The 20,893-nt window shown below is 74.4% G+C and carries 20 protein-coding genes; 7 read left to right on the top strand and 13 right to left on the bottom strand.

All coding sequences use genetic code 11. The annotated features are described in order from the left end of the window. Positions 1-9 precede the first annotated feature (9 nt). Positions 10-831 (top strand): DNA-formamidopyrimidine glycosylase family protein, encoded by an 822-nt coding sequence (locus tag IR158_RS02465; protein ID WP_291809040.1) that lies wholly within the window; start codon positions 10-12, stop codon positions 829-831. Between the two features lie 34 nt (positions 832-865). On the opposite strand, the gene IR158_RS02470 is transcribed toward IR158_RS02465, so the two are convergent. The 3 genes from IR158_RS02470 to pgsA form a co-directional block, all read right to left on the bottom strand. Then, the gene (locus tag IR158_RS02470; protein WP_227577605.1) at positions 866-1,225 is read right to left on the bottom strand and encodes a helix-turn-helix transcriptional regulator; all 360 of its coding nucleotides are present in this window, start codon (positions 1,223-1,225) and stop codon (positions 866-868) included. A 235-nt stretch (positions 1,226-1,460) separates the two neighbouring features. Then, complete coding sequence (locus IR158_RS02475) at positions 1,461-1,946, bottom strand: CinA family protein (protein WP_291809047.1); 486 nt, start codon at positions 1,944-1,946, stop codon at positions 1,461-1,463. Beyond that, a complete protein-coding gene (pgsA, locus tag IR158_RS02480) occupies positions 1,943-2,536 on the bottom strand; it encodes a CDP-diacylglycerol--glycerol-3-phosphate 3-phosphatidyltransferase (RefSeq protein ID WP_291809050.1) in 594 nt (197 codons plus the stop codon). The genes IR158_RS02475 and pgsA overlap by 4 nt, the downstream gene beginning before the upstream one ends. A 111-nt stretch (positions 2,537-2,647) precedes the next feature. Between pgsA and IR158_RS02485 the strand changes: the two genes are divergently transcribed. Next, a complete protein-coding gene (locus IR158_RS02485; protein ID WP_291809052.1) occupies positions 2,648-3,964 on the top strand; it encodes a CapA family protein in 1,317 nt (438 codons plus the stop codon). A 42-nt stretch (positions 3,965-4,006) separates the two neighbouring features. On the opposite strand, the gene IR158_RS02490 is transcribed toward IR158_RS02485, so the two are convergent. After that, entirely contained in the window at positions 4,007-6,181 is a 2,175-nt protein-coding gene (locus IR158_RS02490; RefSeq protein ID WP_291809053.1) for an EAL domain-containing protein, read from the bottom strand. Between the two features lie 10 nt (positions 6,182-6,191). Then, positions 6,192-8,810 carry a DNA translocase FtsK gene (locus tag IR158_RS02495; RefSeq protein ID WP_291809055.1) on the bottom strand — a complete coding sequence of 873 codons (2,619 nt, stop codon included), beginning with the start codon at positions 8,808-8,810 and terminating at the stop codon, positions 6,192-6,194. Positions 8,811-8,928: 118 nt separating this feature from the next. Between IR158_RS02495 and IR158_RS02500 the strand changes: the two genes are divergently transcribed. Then, on the top strand, positions 8,929-10,080 hold the full coding sequence (locus IR158_RS02500) for a crosslink repair DNA glycosylase YcaQ family protein (RefSeq protein WP_291809057.1): 1,152 nt from the start codon (positions 8,929-8,931) through the stop codon (positions 10,078-10,080). Between the two features lie 86 nt (positions 10,081-10,166). On the opposite strand, the gene IR158_RS02505 is transcribed toward IR158_RS02500, so the two are convergent. Genes IR158_RS02505 through IR158_RS02520 form a run of 4 tightly spaced genes read right to left on the bottom strand, consistent with a single transcriptional unit; the run spans position 10,167 to position 14,203 of the window. Next, the gene (locus tag IR158_RS02505) at positions 10,167-11,852 is read right to left on the bottom strand and encodes a ribonuclease J (RefSeq protein WP_291809060.1); all 1,686 of its coding nucleotides are present in this window, start codon (positions 11,850-11,852) and stop codon (positions 10,167-10,169) included. 37 nt (positions 11,853-11,889) lie between these two features. Further along, complete coding sequence (gene dapA, locus IR158_RS02510) at positions 11,890-12,819, bottom strand: 4-hydroxy-tetrahydrodipicolinate synthase (protein WP_291809062.1); 930 nt, start codon at positions 12,817-12,819, stop codon at positions 11,890-11,892. Between the two features lie 43 nt (positions 12,820-12,862). Then, positions 12,863-13,363, bottom strand: coding sequence for a dihydrofolate reductase (locus IR158_RS02515; RefSeq protein WP_291809064.1), 501 nt, complete (start codon positions 13,361-13,363; stop codon positions 12,863-12,865). Positions 13,364-13,366: 3 nt separating this feature from the next. Then, complete coding sequence (locus IR158_RS02520; RefSeq protein ID WP_291809066.1) at positions 13,367-14,203, bottom strand: thymidylate synthase; 837 nt, start codon at positions 14,201-14,203, stop codon at positions 13,367-13,369. Between the two features lie 35 nt (positions 14,204-14,238). Between IR158_RS02520 and IR158_RS02525 the strand changes: the two genes are divergently transcribed. The 4 genes from IR158_RS02525 (at position 14,239) to IR158_RS02540 (ending at position 17,381) form a co-directional block, all read left to right on the top strand. Then, the gene (locus tag IR158_RS02525) at positions 14,239-15,708 is read left to right on the top strand and encodes an NAD-dependent succinate-semialdehyde dehydrogenase (protein ID WP_291809068.1); all 1,470 of its coding nucleotides are present in this window, start codon (positions 14,239-14,241) and stop codon (positions 15,706-15,708) included. A gap of 85 nt (positions 15,709-15,793) precedes the next feature. Then, the gene (locus IR158_RS02530) at positions 15,794-16,489 is read left to right on the top strand and encodes an AzlC family ABC transporter permease (RefSeq protein ID WP_291809070.1); all 696 of its coding nucleotides are present in this window, start codon (positions 15,794-15,796) and stop codon (positions 16,487-16,489) included. Then, the gene (locus IR158_RS02535) at positions 16,486-16,800 is read left to right on the top strand and encodes an AzlD domain-containing protein (protein WP_227577591.1); all 315 of its coding nucleotides are present in this window, start codon (positions 16,486-16,488) and stop codon (positions 16,798-16,800) included. Before IR158_RS02530 ends, IR158_RS02535 begins: the two co-directional genes overlap by 4 nt. A 29-nt stretch (positions 16,801-16,829) precedes the next feature. Beyond that, complete coding sequence (locus IR158_RS02540) at positions 16,830-17,381, top strand: GNAT family N-acetyltransferase (RefSeq protein ID WP_291809075.1); 552 nt, start codon at positions 16,830-16,832, stop codon at positions 17,379-17,381. A gap of 18 nt (positions 17,382-17,399) precedes the next feature. Here IR158_RS02540 and IR158_RS02545 read toward each other — a convergent pair whose 3' ends face one another. From IR158_RS02545 to IR158_RS02560, 4 genes are read right to left on the bottom strand one after another with little or no spacing between them, the layout of a single operon-like run. Next, entirely contained in the window at positions 17,400-17,888 is a 489-nt protein-coding gene (locus IR158_RS02545; protein ID WP_291809077.1) for a hypothetical protein, read from the bottom strand. After that, positions 17,885-18,643 carry a 4-hydroxy-tetrahydrodipicolinate reductase gene (dapB, locus tag IR158_RS02550; protein WP_291809079.1) on the bottom strand — a complete coding sequence of 253 codons (759 nt, stop codon included), beginning with the start codon at positions 18,641-18,643 and terminating at the stop codon, positions 17,885-17,887. The genes IR158_RS02545 and dapB overlap by 4 nt, the downstream gene beginning before the upstream one ends. Before the next feature lie 56 nt (positions 18,644-18,699). Next, positions 18,700-19,530 carry a hypothetical protein gene (locus tag IR158_RS02555; protein WP_291809082.1) on the bottom strand — a complete coding sequence of 277 codons (831 nt, stop codon included), beginning with the start codon at positions 19,528-19,530 and terminating at the stop codon, positions 18,700-18,702. Between the two features lie 37 nt (positions 19,531-19,567). Next, the gene (locus IR158_RS02560; RefSeq protein WP_291809085.1) at positions 19,568-20,893 is read right to left on the bottom strand and encodes a pitrilysin family protein; all 1,326 of its coding nucleotides are present in this window, start codon (positions 20,891-20,893) and stop codon (positions 19,568-19,570) included.

The raw sequence follows: 20,893 nt of genomic DNA on the forward strand, positions 1-20,893 counted from the left end.
GGAGGTGCGGTGCCCGAGGGTGACGTGCTGCGCCGCACGGCCGCGCACCTCGACCGCGCGCTCGCCGGACGCCGCCTCGTCCGCGCCGACCTGCGGTGGCCGACCGCCGCGACCGTCGACCTCACCGGCAGGACGGTGCTCGGGACGCGTCCCTACGGCAAGCACCTGCTGACCCGCTTCGACGACGGGCGCACGCTCCACACGCACCTGCGGATGGACGGGACGTGGCGTCTGGTCCCCACGACCGCGCAGCGCGCGGCGGCGCGGTCGCCCCAGGTCCGCGCCGTGCTGGGCGACGAACGGTGGACGGCGCTCGGGTACCAGCTCGGCATGCTGGACGTGGTCCGCACGAGCGCCGAGCGCACGCTTCTCGGGCACCTGGGACCGGACGTGCTCGACGGTGACTTCGACACCACGCCCGGCGTGCCGTGGGCCGGCCCGCCCGTGCTGGACCTGCCGACGCCCGGCATCGAGGAGGCGCTGCGTCGCTGGGCGACGCAGGGTTCCCGGCCGGTCGCGGAGGTGCTCCTCGACCAGCGCGTCGTGGTCGGGATCGGGACCATCTTCATGGCGGAGTCGCTGTTCGCACGCGGCTGGTGGCCCTGGGCCCGCGCCGACGACGTCGTCGACGCCGACGAGGTCCTGCGCTCGGCGCGCGCGCTGCTACGGGCGTCCGTCGCGACCGGCAGGCCGTCGTCGGCCGTGTACGGCCGCGCGGGCCGCGCGTGCACCCGTTGCGGCGCCCAGGTGGCGCGCGGCGACGTCGGCGCTCCCCCGACGCAGCGCCAGGTGTACTGGTGCCCCGGCTGCCAGGTGCGCGGCCGACGCTGAGCGCATCGCCACGGGTGGTGACCGACCGCTCGGCTCAGCCGACCGGTGCGAGCTCCGAGCGGGGCATCGCCCATCCGGCGTCGCCCCCGATGGCGCGGTCGATGCCCAGCCCCGCAGCGACGGTGAGGTCCGCCGGGACCGTGTCCGGGATCAGCAGCCCCTCGGCCACTGCGACGCGATCGCTCACCTCGCGCAGCACGAGCGACAGCGGGACGTCCAAGGCGTCGCAGATGCTGCTCAGCAGCTCCGACGACGCTTCCTTCTGCCCGCGCTCGACCTCGCTGAGGTAGCCCAACGACACGCGGGCCGCCGAGGAGACCTCTCGAAGGGTCCGCCCCTGGCGCTGGCGCGCGTCTCGCAGGACGTCGCCGATCTCTCGTCGTAGAACGACCATCCGGGCTCCTCCCCTCACGTCGTGTCCTCGGTCAGCTGACGGACCCGCCCCCCGCGGGACCGTCGAACCTGCTGCCCCCGGCCGTGCAGCCGGGAGACGTCCACCGTACCTCGCACCGCCCACGCGTGCTCCTGTCCCGCGCACCGGCGGTCGGGTCGTCGTCACACAGTCCCCAACGCGACCGCACCGCCACGTGTTCCCCAGCAGGTCGGTCGCCGCGGCGAACGGCATGGTGTCACGCGTCGTCGGCGAGGGCGTCGACGGCGAGGGCCAGGGCGCACGCGCACGCCGCCGCGCGCACGGCCGCCCGGTCGCCGGGCAGCTCCAGGCTCCGGACCAGCACCGATGCAGGCGTGGCCACCGCCACGTGGACCGTCCCGGGAGCGTGCCCGTCCTGCGGGTCGGGCCCGGCGACGCCCGTGGTCGCGAGCCCCACGTCGGCACCCAGCCGTCGCCGCACGCCGGTGGCCATCGCCGACGCCACGTCCGGGTCGACCGCTCCCCGTCGCTCGAGCAGCCCGGCGTCGACCCCGAGGACCGAGTGCTTGAGGTCCGTCGCGTACGCGACGACACCCCCACGCAGCACGGCCGAGGCACCCGGGACCTCCACGAGGGTCGCCGTGACCAGCCCGCCCGTGAGCGACTCGGCCACCGCGAGCGTCCACCCCCGGCGCGCGAGGGCGGCCAGCAGCCCCGCCGCGACGTCCCGCGCCGCGCTCACAACCCTGCGGCCGGCGGCAGCCCGGCGGCCCGTCGGATCCGGACGGCGTCGCGCACGTAGTCCAGCCCGGTCACGACGGTCACGACGACGGCGACCCCCATGACCACCGCGGCGACCACGGAGACGAACCCGGGCAGGTGCGCCAGCGGCAACAGGTAGAGCGAGATCGCGACGGCCTGCAGCACGGTCTTGAGCTTGCCGCCGCGTGACGCCGGCAGGACCACGTACCGCAGCAGGAAGAACCGCATCACGGTGATGCCGAGCTCGCGGACCAGGACGACGACCGTGACCGCCCACCACAGGTCCCCGAGCCACGACAGCAGCACGAGCCCGCTGCCGATGAGCAGCTTGTCCGCGATCGGGTCCAGGAGCTTGCCCAGGTCGGTGACCTGGCCGGAGCGTCGGGCGAGCCAGCCGTCGAGCCGGTCGGTCGCGGCAGCGGCGACGAACAGGGCGGTCGCCAGCAGTCGGCCCCCGACGGTGTGCCCGCCGTCGTGGAGCAGGGCCAGGGCGAAGACCGGCACGACGGCGATCCGCAGGGCCGTGACGACGTTGGCCGGGTTCCACACGGAGGGAGCGTCGTGAACCACCCGCACAGCCTACGGTCCGCGGCGGGGACGCCCGACCGCGCTCCGCTTCGCTCGCAGCACCACCCGTCCGGCGGCATTCACCTGGACGGATGACCGACTATCCTCCCGGGCGTGCCTCGACATGCCCGCGACCCGCACCGGCCGGTTCTCCCGGTCGCGGTCGCCGGTGCCCTGACGGGCCTCGTCCTGGTCGGTTCGGTCGGTGCCGCCGGGGCCTTCGGGACGACCTCCCGACAGGCCCCGCTCCCGCCCGCCCCTGCCGTGGCAGGCGCGTACACCTCCACGCCACCGTCCGTCCCGAGCCCCACGGCCGAGAGCACACCGGAACCCGACGTCGAGCTCAACGTCGTCGCAGCCGGCGACGTGCTCCCTCACATGCCCGTGCTGCGCTCCGCGCGCGACGGCGAGGGTTACGACTTCGGCCGACTGCTCGACCCGCTCGACCCGTGGGTGGAGCAGGCCGACCTCGCGCTGTGCCATCTGGAGGTCCCGGTCGCCCCGCAGGGGTCGGCCCCCTCGGGCTACCCCGTCTTCGGAGCACCGGCGCAGCTCGCCGGCGGCCTCGCCGACCAGGGCTGGGACGGCTGCTCGACCGCGTCGAACCACTCCGTCGACCGCGGGTGGAAGGGAGTCGGCGCGACGCTCGACGCGCTCGACGCCGCCGGGCTCGGCCATGTGGGGACCGCGCGCTCGGCCACCGAGGACGCGCAGCCGCAGCTCTACCGCCTCGAACGAGCGGGGCGCACCGTCACTGTCGCCCACCTGGCCGCCACCTACGGGACCAACGGGATGCCCGTCGACGCGGACAAGCCCTGGTCCGTCCAGCTCCTGGACGGCGACGACCTCGTCCGCCGCGCGACGGGTGCCCGTGCAGCGGGCGCGGACGTGGTGCTCGTCAGCCTCCACTGGGGCTCGGAGTACCGCACGGCACCGACCGAGGGACAGCGGGAGCTGGCGCAGAAGCTCGCGGAGTCCGGCGCGGTGGACCTCGTCATCGGGCACCACGCGCACGTGCCGCAGCCCGTGGAGCACCTCGCCGGCGGTCCCGGCGGCCACGGCATGTGGGTCGCGTACGGCCTGGGCAACTACGTGTCGAACCAGGACGACGCGTGCTGCGTCGCGCAGACCGCGTCGGGCCTGCTGCTGGCCGCGCAGATCGTGCTGCCGGGGCGTGGGCCGGGAGACGCGACGGCCGGTCCGGCACGGGTCACCGGCGTGCAGTGGACGCCGATCACCGTCGACCGGCAGGGCGGGCACCGCGTGCACGCACTCGTCGACCTCCCCGAAGGCACCGCCACGCTCGGTGCCGCCGAGATCGCGCGTCGGCTCGAGCTGGTCCGGGCGGCGGCCGGCGACGCCGCCGAGGAGCGCACGACGCCCGTGCTCGCGACGGGGCCGGCACCCGTCGTGCTGCCCCGCACGCGCTGACCGCACCGGCCGAACGCACGGGTCGTCGGGCGTGGCGTGCGCTCACTCCACGGGCCGCGCACCCCCGTACAGCCATCCCTGGCCGTACCGCCACCCGTTGCGCCGCAGGAAGTCCGCCTGCTCCTCGTTCTCGATGCCCTCCGCGATGGTCACCATCGCCAGCTCACGGGCCAACGCCCCGAGCGCGCGCACGACCTTCCCGGCCGTCGGGTCGTGCGGGATGCCGGACGTGAACGACATGTCGAGCTTGACGCCCGCGACCGGCAGGTCCCGCAGGTAGGACAGCGGTGAGACGCCCGTGCCGAAGTCGTCGAGCAGGATCGGGACGCCGGCCGCCGAGAGCTGCGTGAGCTCGTGCCGGATCCGCGTACCGGAGGCGACCAGGGACGACTCGGTCAGCTCCAGGACCAGCCGGCCGGCCGTCACCCGGTGCCGCGACAGGTCCTGGAGCAGACGCGTGGCCAGCTCCGAGTCCCCGAGCTGGTCCGCCGAGACGTTCACGGAGACCCACCGGCCGTCGTCCGCGTGCGTCGCGAGGAACTCGACGACCCGAGTCGCGACCAGCTGCCCGAGCAGCACCGAGGCACCTGCGTCCTGCACCTGGGACAGGAACGCCCCGGGCAGCAGCAGGCCGCGGTGGGGGTGCTGCCACCGCACGAGCGCCTCGTAGCCGACGACCCGGGCGTCGGACAGGTCGACGATCGGCTGGTAGTGCACGACCATCTGTCCGCTCTCGATGGCGTGCACCAGCTCGCGGTGCACGTTGGAGGGGGCGGCGAGCTCCATCGACGTGTCGTACACCTCGGTCCGTCCGCGGCCGCTCTGCTTCGCGCGGTAGAGCGCGGCGTCCGCAGCGGCCAGGAGCGTGGGTGCACCGGCCTCGACGAGGTGCGGCTCCGCGAGCGCGACCCCGATGCTCGCCCGCACGCCGAGTCGCCGGCGACCCACCCGTACCGGCTCGGAGAGCCCCGAGTGGATCTCGTTGGCGACCTCGAACACAGCCTTGGCCGCGTGCACGTCCTGCACCACCACGACGAACTCGTCGCCGCCGAGCCGCGCCACGGTCCCGTTGCCGGCCGAGGCAGCCCGCAGCACGCCCCCGACGTGGACGAGGATGTCGTCACCGGCCGCGTGCCCGTACCGGTCGTTGATCGCCTTGAACCCGTCGAGGTCGCACGCGAGCACGGCGATCCGGTCGACCGCACCCGGCTGGGCGAGCGCGGCCTGCAGCACCTCCTGCAGCAGCGTGCGGTTCGCCAGACCGGTGAGCGGGTCGTGCATGGCGCGGTGCGTGAGCATCTCCGCCTGCATCTTCGACTCCGTGGCGTCGCGGACCTGGACCACGAAGTGGTCGGCCTCACCGTCGGCCGCCCGCACGAGGGCCGCGTCGAGCACGACCCACACGAGCTGCTCGTCCGCGCGCCGGCACCGCATCTCGAGCGAGAAGCGCTGCTGACCGCCCCCGAGGAGCTTGTCCACCTCCATGCGCTGCGACGCGCGGTCCTCGGGTGCGCTGAGCTCGTCGACCCGGTAGCCCCGCAACGCCGCCGCATGCGTCCCCAGCAGCTCGGCCAGCGCCACGTTGGCCTCGGTGATGCGCCAGTCGAGGTCGACGAGCGCCATGCCGATCGGCGCGTTCTCCATCGCCACCTTGAACTGCGTCTCGCTGCGTGACAACGCCACCTCGACGTCGTGCCGGGCGGTGATGTCGACGATCGTCGTGAGGACCGCCGTCTCGCCGCCGTCGTCGCCCGGCATCAGGCGGCTGGTCACCTGCACGACCGACGGCCGCACACCCGGGCCCGGCGGGACCAACGTGACCACCGTCGTCCGCTCCGCGGTCTGTGCACCGTGCCGGCCGAGCACGAATCCGGGGTTCACCGCCAGACCGCGGTCGTCGAGCAGCACGACCGGCATCCGTGACACCGGCAGCCCGACGACGGCCTCGCGCGTGACGCCGAGGATCTGCGTGGCGCGCTCCGACAGGTCCAGCACGAGCCCGTCCCGGGAGAGCACGACCACACCTTCGCTGGTCACCAGCTGGAGCGCGTCGTACCGCCGGTGGAGGTGACCCGCGACGCGCACGAGCTCGGCGTTGCGGCGCGTCTGCGTGCGTTCCCTTCGGAGCAGGACCAGCACGGTGCCGAGCGCGATGATGGCGACCACCGCGATGACCGTCGTGACGACGCCGTACGGGCCGACCAGACCTGCGTCCACGCCGCGCCGCTCAGTCGTCGTCGACGGGGCCGCGCCCGCCGTCGCTCTCCTCGTCGGAGTGCGACGGTGCCGCCGGCTCGGGCTCGCCGCGCAGCATCGCCAGGGTGCCCGGCAGGTCGTCCGGCTGCAGCAGCACCTCACGCGCCTTGGAACCCTCGGAGGGCCCGACGATCTCACGCGACTCGAGCAGGTCCATCAGGCGCCCCGCCTTGGCGAACCCGACGCGCAGCTTGCGCTGCAGCATCGACGTCGAGCCGAACTGCGTCGTCACGACGAGCTCCGCGGCCTGGAGCAGCAGGTCCAGGTCGTCGCCGATGTCGTCGTCGACCTGCTTCTTGACGGCCTGGACCGCCACATCCTCACGGTAGATCGGCTTGAGCTGCGTCTTGACGTGCTCGACGACCGCGTGGATCTCGGACTCCGAGACCCACGCGCCCTGGGTGCGCATGGGCTTGGCGGCACCCATCGGCAGGAACAGCGCGTCACCCTGGCCGATGAGCTTCTCGGCGCCGGGCTGGTCGAGCACGACGCGTGAGTCCGTCAACGAGCTGGTCGCGAACGCGAGGCGCGACGGCACGTTGGCCTTGATCAGCCCGGTGACGACGTCCACGGACGGACGCTGCGTCGCCAGGACGAGGTGGATGCCGGCCGCACGCGCGAGCTGGGTGATGCGCTGGATCGACGCCTCCACGTCGCGTGGGGCGACCATCATGAGGTCCGCGAGCTCGTCGACGATGACCAGCAGGTAGGGGTAGGTCGCGATCTTCCGCTCGGACCCCGGCAGTGGCTTGACCTTGCCGACCCGCACCGCGGCGTTGAAGTCGTCGATGTGCTTGTAGCCGAACATCGCGAGGTCGTCGTAGCGCGCCTCCATCTCCCGCACGACCCACTCGAGAGCCTCGGCGGCCTTCTTGGGGTTCGTGATGATCGGGGTGATGAGGTGCGGGATGCCCTCGTAGAGGGTCAGCTCCACCCGCTTGGGGTCGACGAGGATCATGCGGACCTCGTCGGGCGTCGAGCGCATGAGGATCGACACGATCATCGAGTTCACGAACGAGGACTTGCCCGCGCCGGTCGCGCCCGCCACGAGGAGGTGCGGCATCTTGGCGAGGTTCGCGACGACGTACCCGCCCTCGACGTCCTTGCCGACACCGATGACCATCGGGTGCTCGCTGCGCTTGGCCGCCGACGAGCGCAGGACGTCACCCAGCGCGACGGTCTCGCGGTCGGTGTTCGGGATCTCGATGCCGATGGCCGACTTGCCGGGGATCGGCGAGAGGATCCGCACGTCGGCACTGGCGACCGCGTACGCGATGTTCTTGCTCAGCGCGGTGACACGCTCGACCTTGACGGCGGGGCCGAGCTCCACCTCGTACCGGGTGACGGTCGGGCCGCGCGTGAAGCCCGTGACCTGCGCATCGATCTCGAACTGGTCCAGGACCGTCGTCAGCGACTCGACGACGCGGTCGTTCGCGGCCGAACGCACCTTGTGCGGCGGGCCCTTCGCCAGGACGTCCTCGGTCGGCAGGATGTACACGACGTCGCCCTCGAGCATCGGCTGCTCGCCGCGGGGGACGCCGCTCGTGGGCGGGGCGGGCAGGTCGGCCTCGACGACCGCCGTGGGGGCGTCCGCGGGGGTCGAGGCCATGCGGCGGGTCGCGACGGCGTCGGCAGCAGCGGCAGCGGCGGCCTCCTCCTCCTCGCGCGCCACCACGGCGGCGCGCTCGAACGCCTCGTCGCCCACGTACTCGTCGAGGCGGCCCTCGTCGGGTGAGGCCGCGTCCTGTGCGCGACGGCGGCCCAGCAGACGACGGGGGGTCTTCACCGGCGGCTCCGGGCGCGCGCTGTGCAGCGCCTCGATCACGAGCGGCTCGTCCGGGTCCTCCGCCGCGTCGTCGGGGTGGCCGGTCAGGCGCCGGTACAGGCCCGCGAGCCGCGGCCCGATGAGGTGCACGGGCGTGGCCGTGACCACCAGGACGCCGAAGAACGCGAGGATCGCCAGGAGCACGCCCGCGACGACCGTCGTGAGCAGCGCCGCCAGGGGTGTGCCGACACCGAACCCGACGATGCCGCCGGCCGCACGCACCGCGGCCATGTCCTGCGTGGTCGGCAGGCCCTGCACGAGGTGGACGATGCCGCACACGGCGACCGTGATCGCCGTCAGCCCGATGCCGATGCGCGAGTTGGCCTGCACGCGGTCGGGGTGGCGCATGAGGCGGATCCCGAGCCCCAGCAGCACGACCGGGACCGCGATGCCCACGACACCGAACGTGCCGGCGACGATGTTGTGGATGACGTCGCCCGCGGAGCCCGACAGGTCCCACCACTCGCGGGCGGCGACGACGACCGCGAGACCCACGAGGGTCAGCGCGAGGCCGTCGCGCCGGTGCGCGGGGTCGAGCTCGCGTGCACCGGCGCCGACGTGACGCGCGGTACCGCCGACGAGGTGGGCCGCCCCCATCCAGACGCCGCGCACGATCCGCAGCGGGAGGGCGGGCCGGGCCGGCGCCGGGGCCTGGCGGCCCGCGGGACGCGTGCCCCCGCGCGCCGGCGTGCCCTTCGGTGACCGGGACGCCGCACCGGAGGCACGCGTCGGACGCGCGGGGCCGGGGGTCGTACGGGTCGCCATGGTCCTCACGGTAGCGTCGCGACGGCCCCAGACCCTGCTGGAGGGCGTCCGTGTCGCCCGTCAGGAGGACCGCACGCGTGCCGGCGGCGGTGTCGGTGGCCCGTGGCACGATGCCCGCATGGCACCCGCAGGGGCGGCGCGCGCAGCGGTCACGGTCGACCGCGTGACGGTGCTGCGCCACCGTGCCGGTGTGCAGCAGCTCGACCGCGCGCACGGGTCCGTGGCGGAGTGCACGGATGCGGACGTCCTCGACGGGGGCGTCCAGGACACGGGGCCCGACGGCGCCCTGTGGGCGCTCGCGGTGCGCGGCGTCGCGGTCTCGGCGGCCGACCGGCCCGGGGCCCTCGCGTACGCCTGGACGCTTCGCGGGGCGCCGCACGCCTACCGCCGGGCCGACCTGCGCGACGTGGAACGGGCGCAGCGCCCGTGGTCGGACGCGGACGCCGCCAAGCGGGTGTTCGACGCGGCGCGCCCGCTGCGTGCCGCAGGCATCCCCGTCACCCAGGCGCTGGCCACGGCTGCGCGCACGATGCACGACGTCGTCGGGCGGCCGATGGTCAAGGGCGAGGTGTCGACCGCCATGACGGCCGCGCTCCCCGAGCCGTACCTGCGCTGGTGCCGTCCGTGCGGCGCCACCCACATGTACGAGCAGACGTTCCGCCTCGCCGCGCTGCACGGGGGCCTGGAGCTCGAGCCCGGCACCTCACCACCCGTCATTCGCCGGATCCCGCGCTGGCCGTCCTCACAGGTCGGGCGCACGGAGCCGGCGGCGGCCGGCGCCAGGCGCGACCCCGTCCGCACGGCGCTGCACCTGCTCGGACCGAGCACACCCTCGCTGGTCGCCGAGCACCTCGACGCGCCCGTGCGCGAGGTCGCGGCTCGCTGGCCGTCCGACGTGGTCGGCGTCGACGTCGAGGGCCGTGCGCGTCAGGTGCTCGACGCCGACCTGGACGCGCTGCGCGCGGCCGCGACGGTGCCGCCCGCGTCCACCGTGCGCCTGCTGGGGCCGTACGACCTGTTCCTCCAGGTCCGCGACCGTGACCTGCTCGTCCCTGACCCGGCGGGCAGGAGCGCGCTGTGGCCCGTGCTCGGTCGCCCCGGGGCGGTGCTCGCCGACGGCCAGATCGTGGGGACGTGGCGGCCACGGGCACGCGGTGGCACCCTCGGTCTCGACGTCACCCCCTGGGGCCGGTGGACGCGCGCGCTGCGCGAGCAGGTCGCGGAGCAGCACGAGCACCTCGCGAGGTTCCGGGGGTTGCGGACCGCCTGACGTGTCGGACCACGATCAGGCCGATGCCGGCGCCGAACGTCACGAGCCTGCGGCGAGGACCACCGCGCCCTCGCTCCGCTCCCGGCTCAGGCCTCCACGACGACGGGGATGATCATCGGCCGACGGCGCAGCTTGTTGGACACCCACCGGCCGACGACGCGACGCATCACCTGCTGCAGCTGGTGGGTGTCGGTGGCACCGGCACGCACGGCCTCCTCGAGCGCCTCGGTGAGCACGGGCAGGATCTCGTCGAAGACGTCGTCCTGCTCCGCGACGCCCCGTGCGTGGATCTGCGGGCCCGCGAGCACCTTGCCGTCGCCGGAGGACACCACCGCGAAGATCGAGACGAACCCCTCGTCACCGAGGATCCGCCGGTCCTTGAGCTCGGCCTCCGTGAGCTCTCCGACGCTCGACCCGTCGACGTACACGTACCCGCACGGCACGGCCCCGACGACCTGCGCACGACCGTCGACGAGGTCGACGACCACGCCGTCCTCCGCCAGGACGACCCGGTCCGCCGGCACGCCCGACTTCACCGCGAGCGCGCCGTTGGCGATGAGGTGGCGCACCTCGCCGTGGACGGGCATCACGTTGCGCGGGCGCAGGATGTTGTAGCAGTACAGGAGCTCGCCGGCGCTCGCGTGGCCGGAGACGTGCACCTTCGCGTTGCCCGAGTGCACGACGCGCGCGCCCAGGCGCATGAGGCCGTTGATGACACGGAAGACGGCGTTCTCGTTGCCGGGGATGAGGCTCGAGGCGAGCACCACCGTGTCGCCGGTACCGACCGAGACCTTGTGGTCACCGTTCGCGATCCGCGACAGGGCCGCCATGGGCTCGCCCTGCGACCCCGTGCACATGAGGACCACGCGGTCGTCGGGCAGCTTCTCGATCTGCTTCTGGTCGACCAGCAGCCCGTCGGGCACCCGCAGGTAGCCGAGCTCGGCGGCGATGCCCATGTTGCGGACCATCGACCGGCCGACGAGCGCGACCTTGCGCTCGTTCGCGGCGGCCGCGTCGATGACCTGCTGGACGCGGTGGACGTGCGACGCGAACGACGCCACGACGACGCGCCCGGTCGACTCCGCGAACACCTGCTCGAGCACCGGGCCGATCTCCCGCTCGGGCGTGACGAACCCGGGCACCTCCGCGTTCGTCGAGTCGACCATGAACAGGTCGACGCCCCGCTCGCCGAGGCGGGCGAACGCCCGCAGGTCGGTGATGCGTCCGTCGAGCGGGAGCTGGTCCATCTTGAAGTCACCCGTGTGCAGCACGGTGCCCGCGGGCGTGTGGACGGCGACCGCGAGCGCGTCGGGGATCGAGTGGTTCACGGCGACGAACTCGCACTCGAACGCGCCGAGCTGCTCGACCTGACCCTCGCGCACCGTGAGGGTCAGCGGGGCGATCCGGTGCTCCTTGAGCTTGGCCTCGACGAAGGCGAGCGTCAGCTGCGAGCCCACCAGCGGGATGTCGCCGCGCAGCCGCAGCAGGTACGGCACGGCACCGATGTGGTCCTCGTGGCCGTGGGTCAGCACGATCGCGTCGATGTCGTCGAGGCGGTCCCGGATGTAGTCGAAGTCCGGGAGGATCAGGTCGACGCCGGGCTGGTGGTCCTCGGGGAAGAGGACGCCGCAGTCGATGACGAGCAGGCGACCGGCGTGCTCGAGCACCGCCATGTTGCGTCCGACCTCACCCAGCCCGCCGAGCGGGACGATCCGCAGACCGCCCTCCGGGAGCGGCGGCGGCAGCGTCAGGTCCGGGTGCGGGTGACTCATGGAGCTCCTGAGGGATCGGTGGGCGCCGACCGGTGCGTCACGCGCGATCGGTGCCCGCGACGACGTCCAGGAGGCCACCGGCCGCCAGACCGGCGCGCACGTCGGCCACCTCGTCGTCGCTGAACGGGAGGAGGGGCAGCCGCGTCGCCCGGCTGCGCAGGACGCCGAGCTCGACGAGCGCGGCCTTCGCGGCGGGCGTCTGGAAGCCGGCGCCGTTGAGCGCCGTGGCGACCGGGAGCAGCGAGCGGAAGGTCTCGAGGGCACGGGCGGCGTCCCCGGCACGCCAGGCGTCGAACAGGCGGGCGTACCCGCGCGGGGCCACCTGCGTCGCGACACCGACGAGACCGACGGCCCCGTGGGCGAGGAACGACAGGGCGAGCACGTCGTCACCGCTGTACCAGGCCAGGCCCGTCCGCACCAGGGCGCCGGCCGCAGCGACGACGTCACCCGTCGCGTCCTTCATGGCGACGACGCGCTCGTGCGCGGCGAGGCGGTCGATGGTGGCCGGCGCGAGCCGGACCCCCGAGCGGCCGGGGACGTCGTACAGCATGACCGGCAGCCCCGTGGCGTCCGCCACCGCCGTGACGTGGGCGACCACACCGTCCTGCGACGGACGCGAGTAGTACGGCGTGACGACGAGGAGCCCGTGCGCACCGGCCTCGGCGGCCTGCTCGGCCATCCGGACGGCGTGCGCGGTGTCGTTGGAGCCTGCACCGGCGACGACGTACGCGCGGTCACCGACGGCCTCGACGACGGCCGCCACGATCTCGGCCTTCTCGGGGGCGTGCGTCGTGGGCGCCTCACCGGTGGTGCCGTTCAGCACCAGGCCGTCGTGGCCCGCGTCGACGAGGTGCTTCGCGAGCCGGACCGTCGCCTCGAGGTCGACGGCGCCGTCCGGGGTCATCGGGGTGACCATGGCGGACAGCAGCGACCCGAACGGGTGGGTGGCAGAGGTCACGGCGGGCATGGGCACACGGTACCGCTCGCACGAACGTGCGCGTCGCGCGATTTCACCCGATGTCGCGGGCCTCACGACGCCACGAGTCGAACCGGTAGCGCGTGCCCGTGCGCGAGACGCGCCACGACGTGTCGTCCCCTCCGGGCTCGATCGACCAGCCCCGCCCCACGGCCGGCGCTCGCGTGTCGCCGGGGACGTCGAGGTCGACGACCGTGATCTCGAGCCGGTCGGCGCGGTCGATGGTGCTCGCGTAGACCGCTCCCCCGCCGATCACCCAGACGTCGGATGCGCTGCGCAGCGCGGCGTCGAGGTCGTCCAGCACGGTCGCTCCCGGCGCGTCGTACGCCGGGTCGCGCGAGAGCACGACGTTGCGCCGGCCGGGCAGCGGCCGGAACCGCTCGGGCAGGGACTCCCACGTGGCGCGCCCCATGACGACCGTCGCGCCGGCGGTGACCTCGCGGAAGTGCGCCATGTCCTCCGGCACGTGCCACGGGATCGTCCCGGCGTCGCCGATCACGCCGGCGGGCGTCTGCGCCCAGACCAGACCGATCACGCGTCAGACCGCCACGGGCGCGGCGATCGCCGGGTGGTGCCGGTACCCGAGGACCTCGACGTCGTCCCACGTGTACTCGAACAGCGACGGCGCGCGCCGCAGCTCCAGCGTCGGGTACGGGTAGGGGTCGCGCGCGAGCTGCTCGCGTACCTGCTCGACGTGGTTGTCGTAGACGTGGCAGTCCCCGCCCGTCCACACCAGGTCCCCCACCTCGAGGTCGACCTGCTGCGCGATCATGTGCGTGAGCAGCGCGTACGACGCGACGTTGAACGGCACACCGAGGAACAGGTCCGCCGAGCGCTGGTACACCTGGCAGGACAGGCGGCCGTCGGCCACGTAGAGCTGGAAGAACGCGTGGCACGGGACCAGCGCCATGCGGTCGAGCTCGGCGACGTTCCAGGCGGAGACGACGTGCCTGCGCGAGTCGGGGTTGGTGCGCAGCTCGCGCAGCAGCCGCTCGAGCTGGTCCACGTGCCCGCCGTCGGGCGTCGGCCACGAGCGCCACTGGACGCCGTACACGGGCCCCAGCTCGCCGTCCTCGTCGGCCCACTCGTCCCAGATGTGCACACCGCGCTCGACGAGCGAGGAGATGTTCGACTCCCCGCGCAGGAACCAGAACAGCTCCTCGGCCACACCGCGGAAGAACACGCGCTTCGTCGTGACCAGCGGGAAGCCCGCACGCAGGTCGTACCGCAGCTGGTGCCCGAAGACCGAGCGCGTGCCCGTGCCGGTGCGGTCGGCCTTGGGCGTCCCGGTCGCCAGGACGAGGCGCAGGAGGTCCTCGTACGGCGTCGGGACGTCGGTCGTGAGGTCGCTCGCTGCTGCTCCCGGCTCCGTCATGGCGACATCGTAGGCGCGGCGCCAGGATGGGAGGCATGAGCCGGTCGCTGCCGCCCACCGTCGCCGCCCACGTCCCCACCGGCATGCTGGTCGGGGGCCGCTGGCGGCGCGCCCGCTCGGGCGCGACGTTCGAGGTCGAGGACCCGGCCACCGCCCGCACGATGTTCGAGGTCGCCGACGGCGACGAGGACGACGCGCGCGACGCGCTCGACGCCGCGGTCGAGGCCTTCGACCCCTGGCGGCGCACGGCACCGCGCGTGCGCTCCGACCTGCTGCGCGCCGTCTTCGAGACCCTGACCGCGCGTGCCGAGGACATCGCCGCCCTGGTGACGTTCGAGGGCGGCAAGCCGCTCGCGGAGTCGCGCGCCGAGGTCGCCTACGCCGCCGAGTACGTCCGCTGGTACAGCGAGCAGGCCGTGCGCGTCGACGGGCTCGCGCGACGCGCCCCCGCCGGGACGCACCACCAGCTCGTGCTGCGCCGACCGGTGGGGCCCGCGCTGCTCATCGCGCCGTGGAACTTCCCCATCGCGATGATCGCCCGCAAGGTCGCACCGGCACTCGCCGCCGGGTGCACCTGCGTCGTCAAGCCGGCCCAGCTGACGCCCCTGACGACGCTGTACGTCGCGGAGATCATCCGCGCGGAGCTCGAGGCCCGGGACCTGCCGACCGGGGTCCTCAACGTCGTCGCGTCGTCGTCGGCGCGACGGATCAGCGAGCCGCTGCTGGCCGACCCGCGGCTGCGCAAGCTGTCGTTCACCGGTTCGACCCAGGTCGGCGCGACGCTGCTGGCCGCCGCCGCGCCGTCGGTGCTGCGGACGTCGATGGAGCTGGGTGGCAACGCGCCGTTCCTGGTGTTCGCCGACGCGGACCTCGACGCCGCCGTCGAGGGCGCCGTGCAGGCCAAGATGCGCAACTCCGGCCAGACGTGCGTCGCGGCCAACCGGTTCCTCGTGCACGCGTCGGTGGCCGACGAGTTCTCGCGCCGTCTGACGTCGGCGTTCGAGGGGCTGGTCCTCGGCCACGGCGCGGACGCCGGCGTCACCGTCGGTCCGCTGATCGAGCGCTCCGCGGTCGAGCGCGTGGCGGAGGTCGTCGCGCAGGCCAGGGACGGCGGCGCGCGCGTCCGGACGGGTGGCGGCACGCCACGACGTGACGGGTACTTCTTCCAACCCACCGTGCTGACGAAGGTCCCGCCCGACGCGCGGGTCGTCACCGAGGAGACGTTCGGACCCGTCGCCCCGGTCGTGACGTTCGGCGACGAGGACGAGGCGCTGCGGCTGGCCAACGGCACCCCGTTCGGCCTCGTCGCGTACGCCTACACGCGGGACGTCGGGCGTGCGATGCGGCTGGCCGAGGAGCTCGAGGCGGGCATGGTGGGGATCAACCGGGGCATGGTCTCCGACGCGAGCGCGCCGTTCGGCGGCGTCAAGATGTCCGGACTCGGCCGCGAGGGCGGCGAGCTGGGGCTCGAGGAGTACCTGGACCCGGTCTACGTCGCGCTCTGAGGCGGCCGCGCGAACCGGCGCCGTCCGCGCGACGCGGTGCGCGGACAGCACCGGACCCCCGCGGTCCCTGTGCGACAGTGACGACGTGACCCCGCACGACCCCGTCGCCGCCGCACGTCGGCAGGCGGTGTCCGTGTCGGTCGCGACGGGCCTGTACGGCGTGTCCTTCGGGGCGCTGTCGGTCGCGGCCGGCCTGAGCGTCCCGCAGACCATGGCGCTGAGCCTGCTGATGTTCTCCGGCGGTTCCCAGTTCGCGTTCATCGGCGTCGTCGGCGCGGGCGGTGCCGTCGGGGCCGCCGTCGCGTCCGCCGCGCTGCTGGGTGCGCGCAACGGCCTGTACGGCGCCCAGCTCACGCCGTTGCTCGACCTGCCGTGGCGCTGGCGGCTGCCGGCGGCGCACGTGACGATCGACGAGTCGACCGCCGTCGCGACCGCCCAGCCGTCGCGCCGTGCGGCACGCGTCGGGTTCTGGTGGACGGGCGTGGGCGTGCTCGTGCTGTGGAACCTCTTCACGCTGCTCGGGGCCCTGGCCGGTGACCGGCTCGGCGACCCGCGCGCCTACGGCCTCGACGCGGCCGCCGGCGCGGCCTTCCTGGCGCCCGTCTGGCCGCGCCTGGCCTCCCGCACGGCCCAGGGCGTGGCCGCGGCCGCCGTCGTCGTCGCGCTGGCCACCACGCCCGTGCTGCCGGCAGGGGTCCCGGTGCTCCTGGCGGCGCTCGTCGCGGTCGTCGTCGGACTCCTCACGCAGGAGCGGCCTACGACGACCGGGGGCACCGCATGACGCCGCTGTGGGGCGCCGTCCTGCTCGCCGGGCTGGCCTGTCTGGCGATCAAGCTCGCGGGCCACGTCCTGCCGGAGCACTGGCTCGCCCAGCCGCGCGTCGCGCGCGTCGCCGCGCTGGTCACGGTCGCGCTGCTGTCGGCCCTCGTGGCCGTGCAGACGTCGACGAGCGGTGGCCAGGTCGTCGTCGACGCGCGGCTGCCCGCCCTCGGTGTGGCGGCCGTGGCGCTCGTGCTCCGCGCACCGTTCGTGGTCGTCGTCGTCCTGGCGGCCGCCACCGCGGCCGGGCTGCGGCTGCTCGGCATGCCCTGAGACGGGCGACCCGCGGTTAGGCTCGCGGGGTGCTTCCCACCGCCGACGTGTCGGTCCGCCCCGCCGTCCCGGGTGACGAGACCCGGATCGCCGCCATCCAGCTCGCCGCCTGGCGGGCCGCGCACGTCGACGTGCTCGGGGAGGTCGTCCTCGACTCGCTCGACGAGCAGGCCTTCGTCGAGCAGTGGCGCCAGGCCGTGACGAACACCCCCGGGCCGGGCTACCACGTCCTCGTGGCGTGCGACGGGCCGCGGGTCGTCGGCGTCGCGTCGGTCGCGCCCGTGGCCGCCGCCGACCCCCTGCAGGCTCCGGGCGGCATCGTGCTCGCCCTCGAGGTCGACCCGCCCGACCAGCGGGTCGGTCACGGGTCGCGGCTGCTCGCGGCGGCCGTCGACCTGCTGCGCGCCGACGGCGCCGACCAGGTGCAGACCTGGGTCGTCGACGGCGACACGGCGCGCGAGCACTTCCTGTCCGGCGCCGGCCTCGGCCCCGACGGTCGCACACGCCGCCTGGCGACCGGTCCCGGTCCGGACGACGAGGCGCACGTCGTCACCGAGGCCCGCTGGTACGCGGCCATCTGAGTCCGGCCGCGTCCACCGTCAGGGCAGGTCGCTGCCTGCGGGCCTGCCGCGGTGCAGGCGGCTCGCCGTGCGCAGCGCCGCCCGCGCCCGGGACCTGTCCCCCGCGGCGTCGTACGCGAACGCCAGGTGGTACCAGCCCTGCCACCGACCCGGGTCCGCCTCGACCTCGTCGCGGTACGGCCCGAAGGCCGCCCGCGCCGCCACCCGGTCGACTCGACCGCTGGGCGAACGCGGCAGGTCGTCCACCGGCAGGTCGCCGGCTGCGGCGAGCTCGTCGGCCATGCGCTGCACATCGAGCGCGAGCAGCCACTCCCGCGCGATGAGCGCGAGCACCAGGAGCGGGACGACGAGCAGCGCGACGCCCAGCACGATCCCGACGGTCTCCCCCGTCCCGATCAGCTGCACCGCCCGCAGCGCGACCAGCCACACGTAGATCCCGAGCAGGGCCGTCAACGCGACGGCGGCGACCAGGCCGGTGCGCCGGCGAGGAGCTGCGGGCTCGCTCACGCGTGCAGCCCCAGGAGGTCCTCGAGTCCCACGGTGAGGCCGGGACGACCGGCGACCTGCCGCACCGCGAGCAGCACCCCCGGCATGAAGCTGACGCGGTCGAACGAGTCGTGACGGATCGTGAGCATCTCGCCCGCGTTGCCGAGCAGGATCTCCTCGTGCGCCACGAGGCCCCGCAGCCGCACGGCGTGCACGCGCACGCCGTCGACGTCGGCACCGCGCGCACCGTCCAGCGTCTGGCTCGTCGCGTCCGGCACGGGACCCAGCCCGGCGGACGCGCGCGCGGCGGCGATGCCCTGCGCGGTGTGCCGGGCGGTGCCCGAGGGTGCGTCGACCTTGTCGGGGTGGTGCAGCTCGACGACCTCGACGGACTCGAACCACCGTGCGGCCTGGCGCGCGAACGACATCGCCAGGACCGCGCCGAGCGCGAAGTTCGGCGCGACGACGACGCCGACGCCGGGTGCGCGCAGCAGGTGGTCGCGGACCCGCCCCAGCGACGCGTCGTCCCAGCCGGTCGTGCCGACCACGACGTGCACGCCCGCATCGAGCATCGTGTGGACGTTCTGCTCCGTCACCGACGGCACGGTGAAGTCGACGGCCACCTGGGCGCCGGCGTCCACGACCGACCGCAGGTCGTCACCCGCGTCGAGCGCTGCCACCAGCTCCAGGCCGTCGGCCTCCTGCACGGCGCGCACGGTCGTCGCCCCCATGCGTCCTGACGCTCCCAGCACGGCCACCCGGATCGGTTCGCTCACGGCACGCCACCCTAGTCGTCGCCGGCCCGCAGCCCTCCGTCCGTCCGGGGCGCGTGTCAGCCCCGGGCGGACGAGCCGACCCGCTGCGCGAGGTGGTCGGCGAGCCTGCGCAGGTCGGCCGGTGGCAGACCGCTGAACCGCTCGACCTCGCGCGGCGGGTACCCGGCGCCGACGAACCACTCGACGGCGCCCACCGTGGCGGTGGGGTCGACGGGTCCGGAGCCCACCGACTCGCGGACGAACGTGCTGAACCGCACGGCGGACAGGTACTGCGCGGGCGACATCCCGAGCAGGTGCGTGCACCAGCGGTGCAGCTCCCCCAGGCTCGTCGCGACCTCCCGGGCCACGTCGGTCTGCCGGACGAGGCCGCGGCGCTCGTCGATGAACGCCAGGGCGTCCTCGAGGTGGTCCAGGTCGGCACCGGTCCGCCGGGGCAGGGCCGCGAGCGCGTCGAGCACCGTGCCCACCGCGGCGTCGTCGTCCCGGGCGTCCAGCAGGTCCCCGACACGCGCCGCGACGTCCGGGGGGAGCACCTCGTCGAGCGGCAGCCAGGTGTCGGCCGCGGATCGCAGCACGCCCAGCCGCGCGACGCCGAGCGGGTGCAGCTGCACCCCCAGCCGCGCGACGGGACCCGTCTGCTCGGCGATCACCGCTCGCGTCCACGCACCGCGCAGGCCGTCGCGGTCCGGGGTGTCCGCCCCGGTCAACGGGTCGACCAGACGCCCTCCCCTGCCACGCACCACCTGCAGGAGACCACGACCGTCGGGCAGGAGCACCTCGGTGTGCTGCCGCCCGCCGTCGTGACGCGCGACCCACGCGTGCTCGGCGACGCCGTGCAGCGCGGCGGGGACGGCGAAGCGACGGTAGGACTCCACGGCGACGGCCATGCCTCATCATGCCGCCGACGGGCCCTCCGTGGGGCCGTCAGTCGCCGAACGGCCCCACCCGCACGACGCTGCGCGGTGCCGCCGCGAGCTCGGCTGCCAGCTCCTGCACCTCGCGCGCGGTGACCGCACGGACCCGGGCGAGCGACTCGTCGATGTCGAGCAGCTCCCCGTGCACCAGCTCGGCCTTGCCCAGCCGGCTCATGCGCGACCCGGTGTCCTCCATCCCGAGCACGAGCCCGCCGCACAGCTGCCCGATGCTGCGGGTCAGCTCGGCGGCACCCATCGGCTCCTGCGCCATCCGCTCGAGCTCGACGACCAGGAGCGCCGTGACCTCGTCGACCTTGGCCGGGGTGCATCCCGCGTAGAGGCCGAACATCCCGGTCTCGGCGTGCCCGCTCGCGAACGAGTACGTCGAGTACGCCAGGCCGCGCTTCTCGCGGATCTCCTGGAAGAGCCGCGACGACATGCCGCCGCCAAGGGCCGCGTTGAGGACCGAGAGGACGAACCGGCGCTCGTCGGTGGCGTTCAGGCACGTGCCGCCGACGATCACGTTGGCCTGCTCGGTGGGACGGCGGACCGTCAGCTCTGCGCCGGTGGCCGCGGGCCCGGGTGCTCCCGCCGGACGACGCGACGCCGGGACGGCCGCTGCCGCCAACGTCCAGCCACCGTCGGCGAGCGCGTCGGCCACCTGCGCGCACAGCGCGTCGTGGTCGACCCCGCCGGCCGCGGTCACGACGAGCGTGTCGGACCGGTAGTGCTCGCGGTAGTGCTCCCAGACGGCGTCGCGGGGCACGGACCGGATCGCGTGCGGCGTACCGCCGATCGGGCGCCCGAGGGGCGTGTCGCCGAAGACTGCCGTGGCGAACTGCTCGTGCGCGACGTCCGACGGGTCGTCGTCGTTCATCGCGAGCTCCTCGAGGATGACCCCGCGCTCGGTCTCCAGCTCGTCGGCGTCGAGCCGCGCCGACGTCACCATGTCGGCGATCACGTCGACGGCCATGGGCACGTCGGTGTCGAGCACCCGTGCGTAGTAGCAGGTGTGCTCCTTGCCGGTCGCCGCGTTGGCCTCGCCCCCGACGGCGTCGAACGCCTCGGCGATGTCCATCGCGGTGCGCCGCGCGGTGCCCTTGAACAGCAGGTGCTCGAGGAAGTGCGTCGAGCCGAAGTGGCCCGACGTCTCGTCCCGCGAGCCCACGCCGACCCACGCCCCGACGGTGGCGGAACGCAGGCCCGGCATGTGCTCGGTCAGGACCCGGACGCCGCCGGGCAGGACGGTGCGCCGCACTGCGGCGCCACCGTCCTGCCCGACGACGAGCTCCGCGCCCGGCGAGCCGGGCGCGACGAGCGGGAGGATCTGCGGCAC

The organism is Cellulomonas sp., from assembly GCF_015234515.1.
Lineage (GTDB): Bacteria > Actinomycetota > Actinomycetes > Actinomycetales > Cellulomonadaceae > Cellulomonas.

Coding starts and splice junctions, on each gene's coding strand:
- IR158_RS02470 (WP_227577605.1), bottom strand. CDS start 1,225: ATGGTCGTTCTACGACGAGAGATCGGCGACGTCCTGCGAGACGCGCGC.
- IR158_RS02495 (WP_291809055.1), bottom strand. CDS start 8,810: ATGGCGACCCGTACGACCCCCGGCCCCGCGCGTCCGACGCGTGCCTCC.
- IR158_RS02500 (WP_291809057.1), top strand. CDS start 8,929: ATGGCACCCGCAGGGGCGGCGCGCGCAGCGGTCACGGTCGACCGCGTG.
- IR158_RS02505 (WP_291809060.1), bottom strand. CDS start 11,852: ATGAGTCACCCGCACCCGGACCTGACGCTGCCGCCGCCGCTCCCGGAG.
- dapA (WP_291809062.1), bottom strand. CDS start 12,819: ATGCCCGCCGTGACCTCTGCCACCCACCCGTTCGGGTCGCTGCTGTCC.
- IR158_RS02520 (WP_291809066.1), bottom strand. CDS start 14,203: ATGACGGAGCCGGGAGCAGCAGCGAGCGACCTCACGACCGACGTCCCG.
- IR158_RS02525 (WP_291809068.1), top strand. CDS start 14,239: ATGAGCCGGTCGCTGCCGCCCACCGTCGCCGCCCACGTCCCCACCGGC.
- IR158_RS02535 (WP_227577591.1), top strand. CDS start 16,486: ATGACGCCGCTGTGGGGCGCCGTCCTGCTCGCCGGGCTGGCCTGTCTG.
- IR158_RS02555 (WP_291809082.1), bottom strand. CDS start 19,530: ATGGCCGTCGCCGTGGAGTCCTACCGTCGCTTCGCCGTCCCCGCCGCG.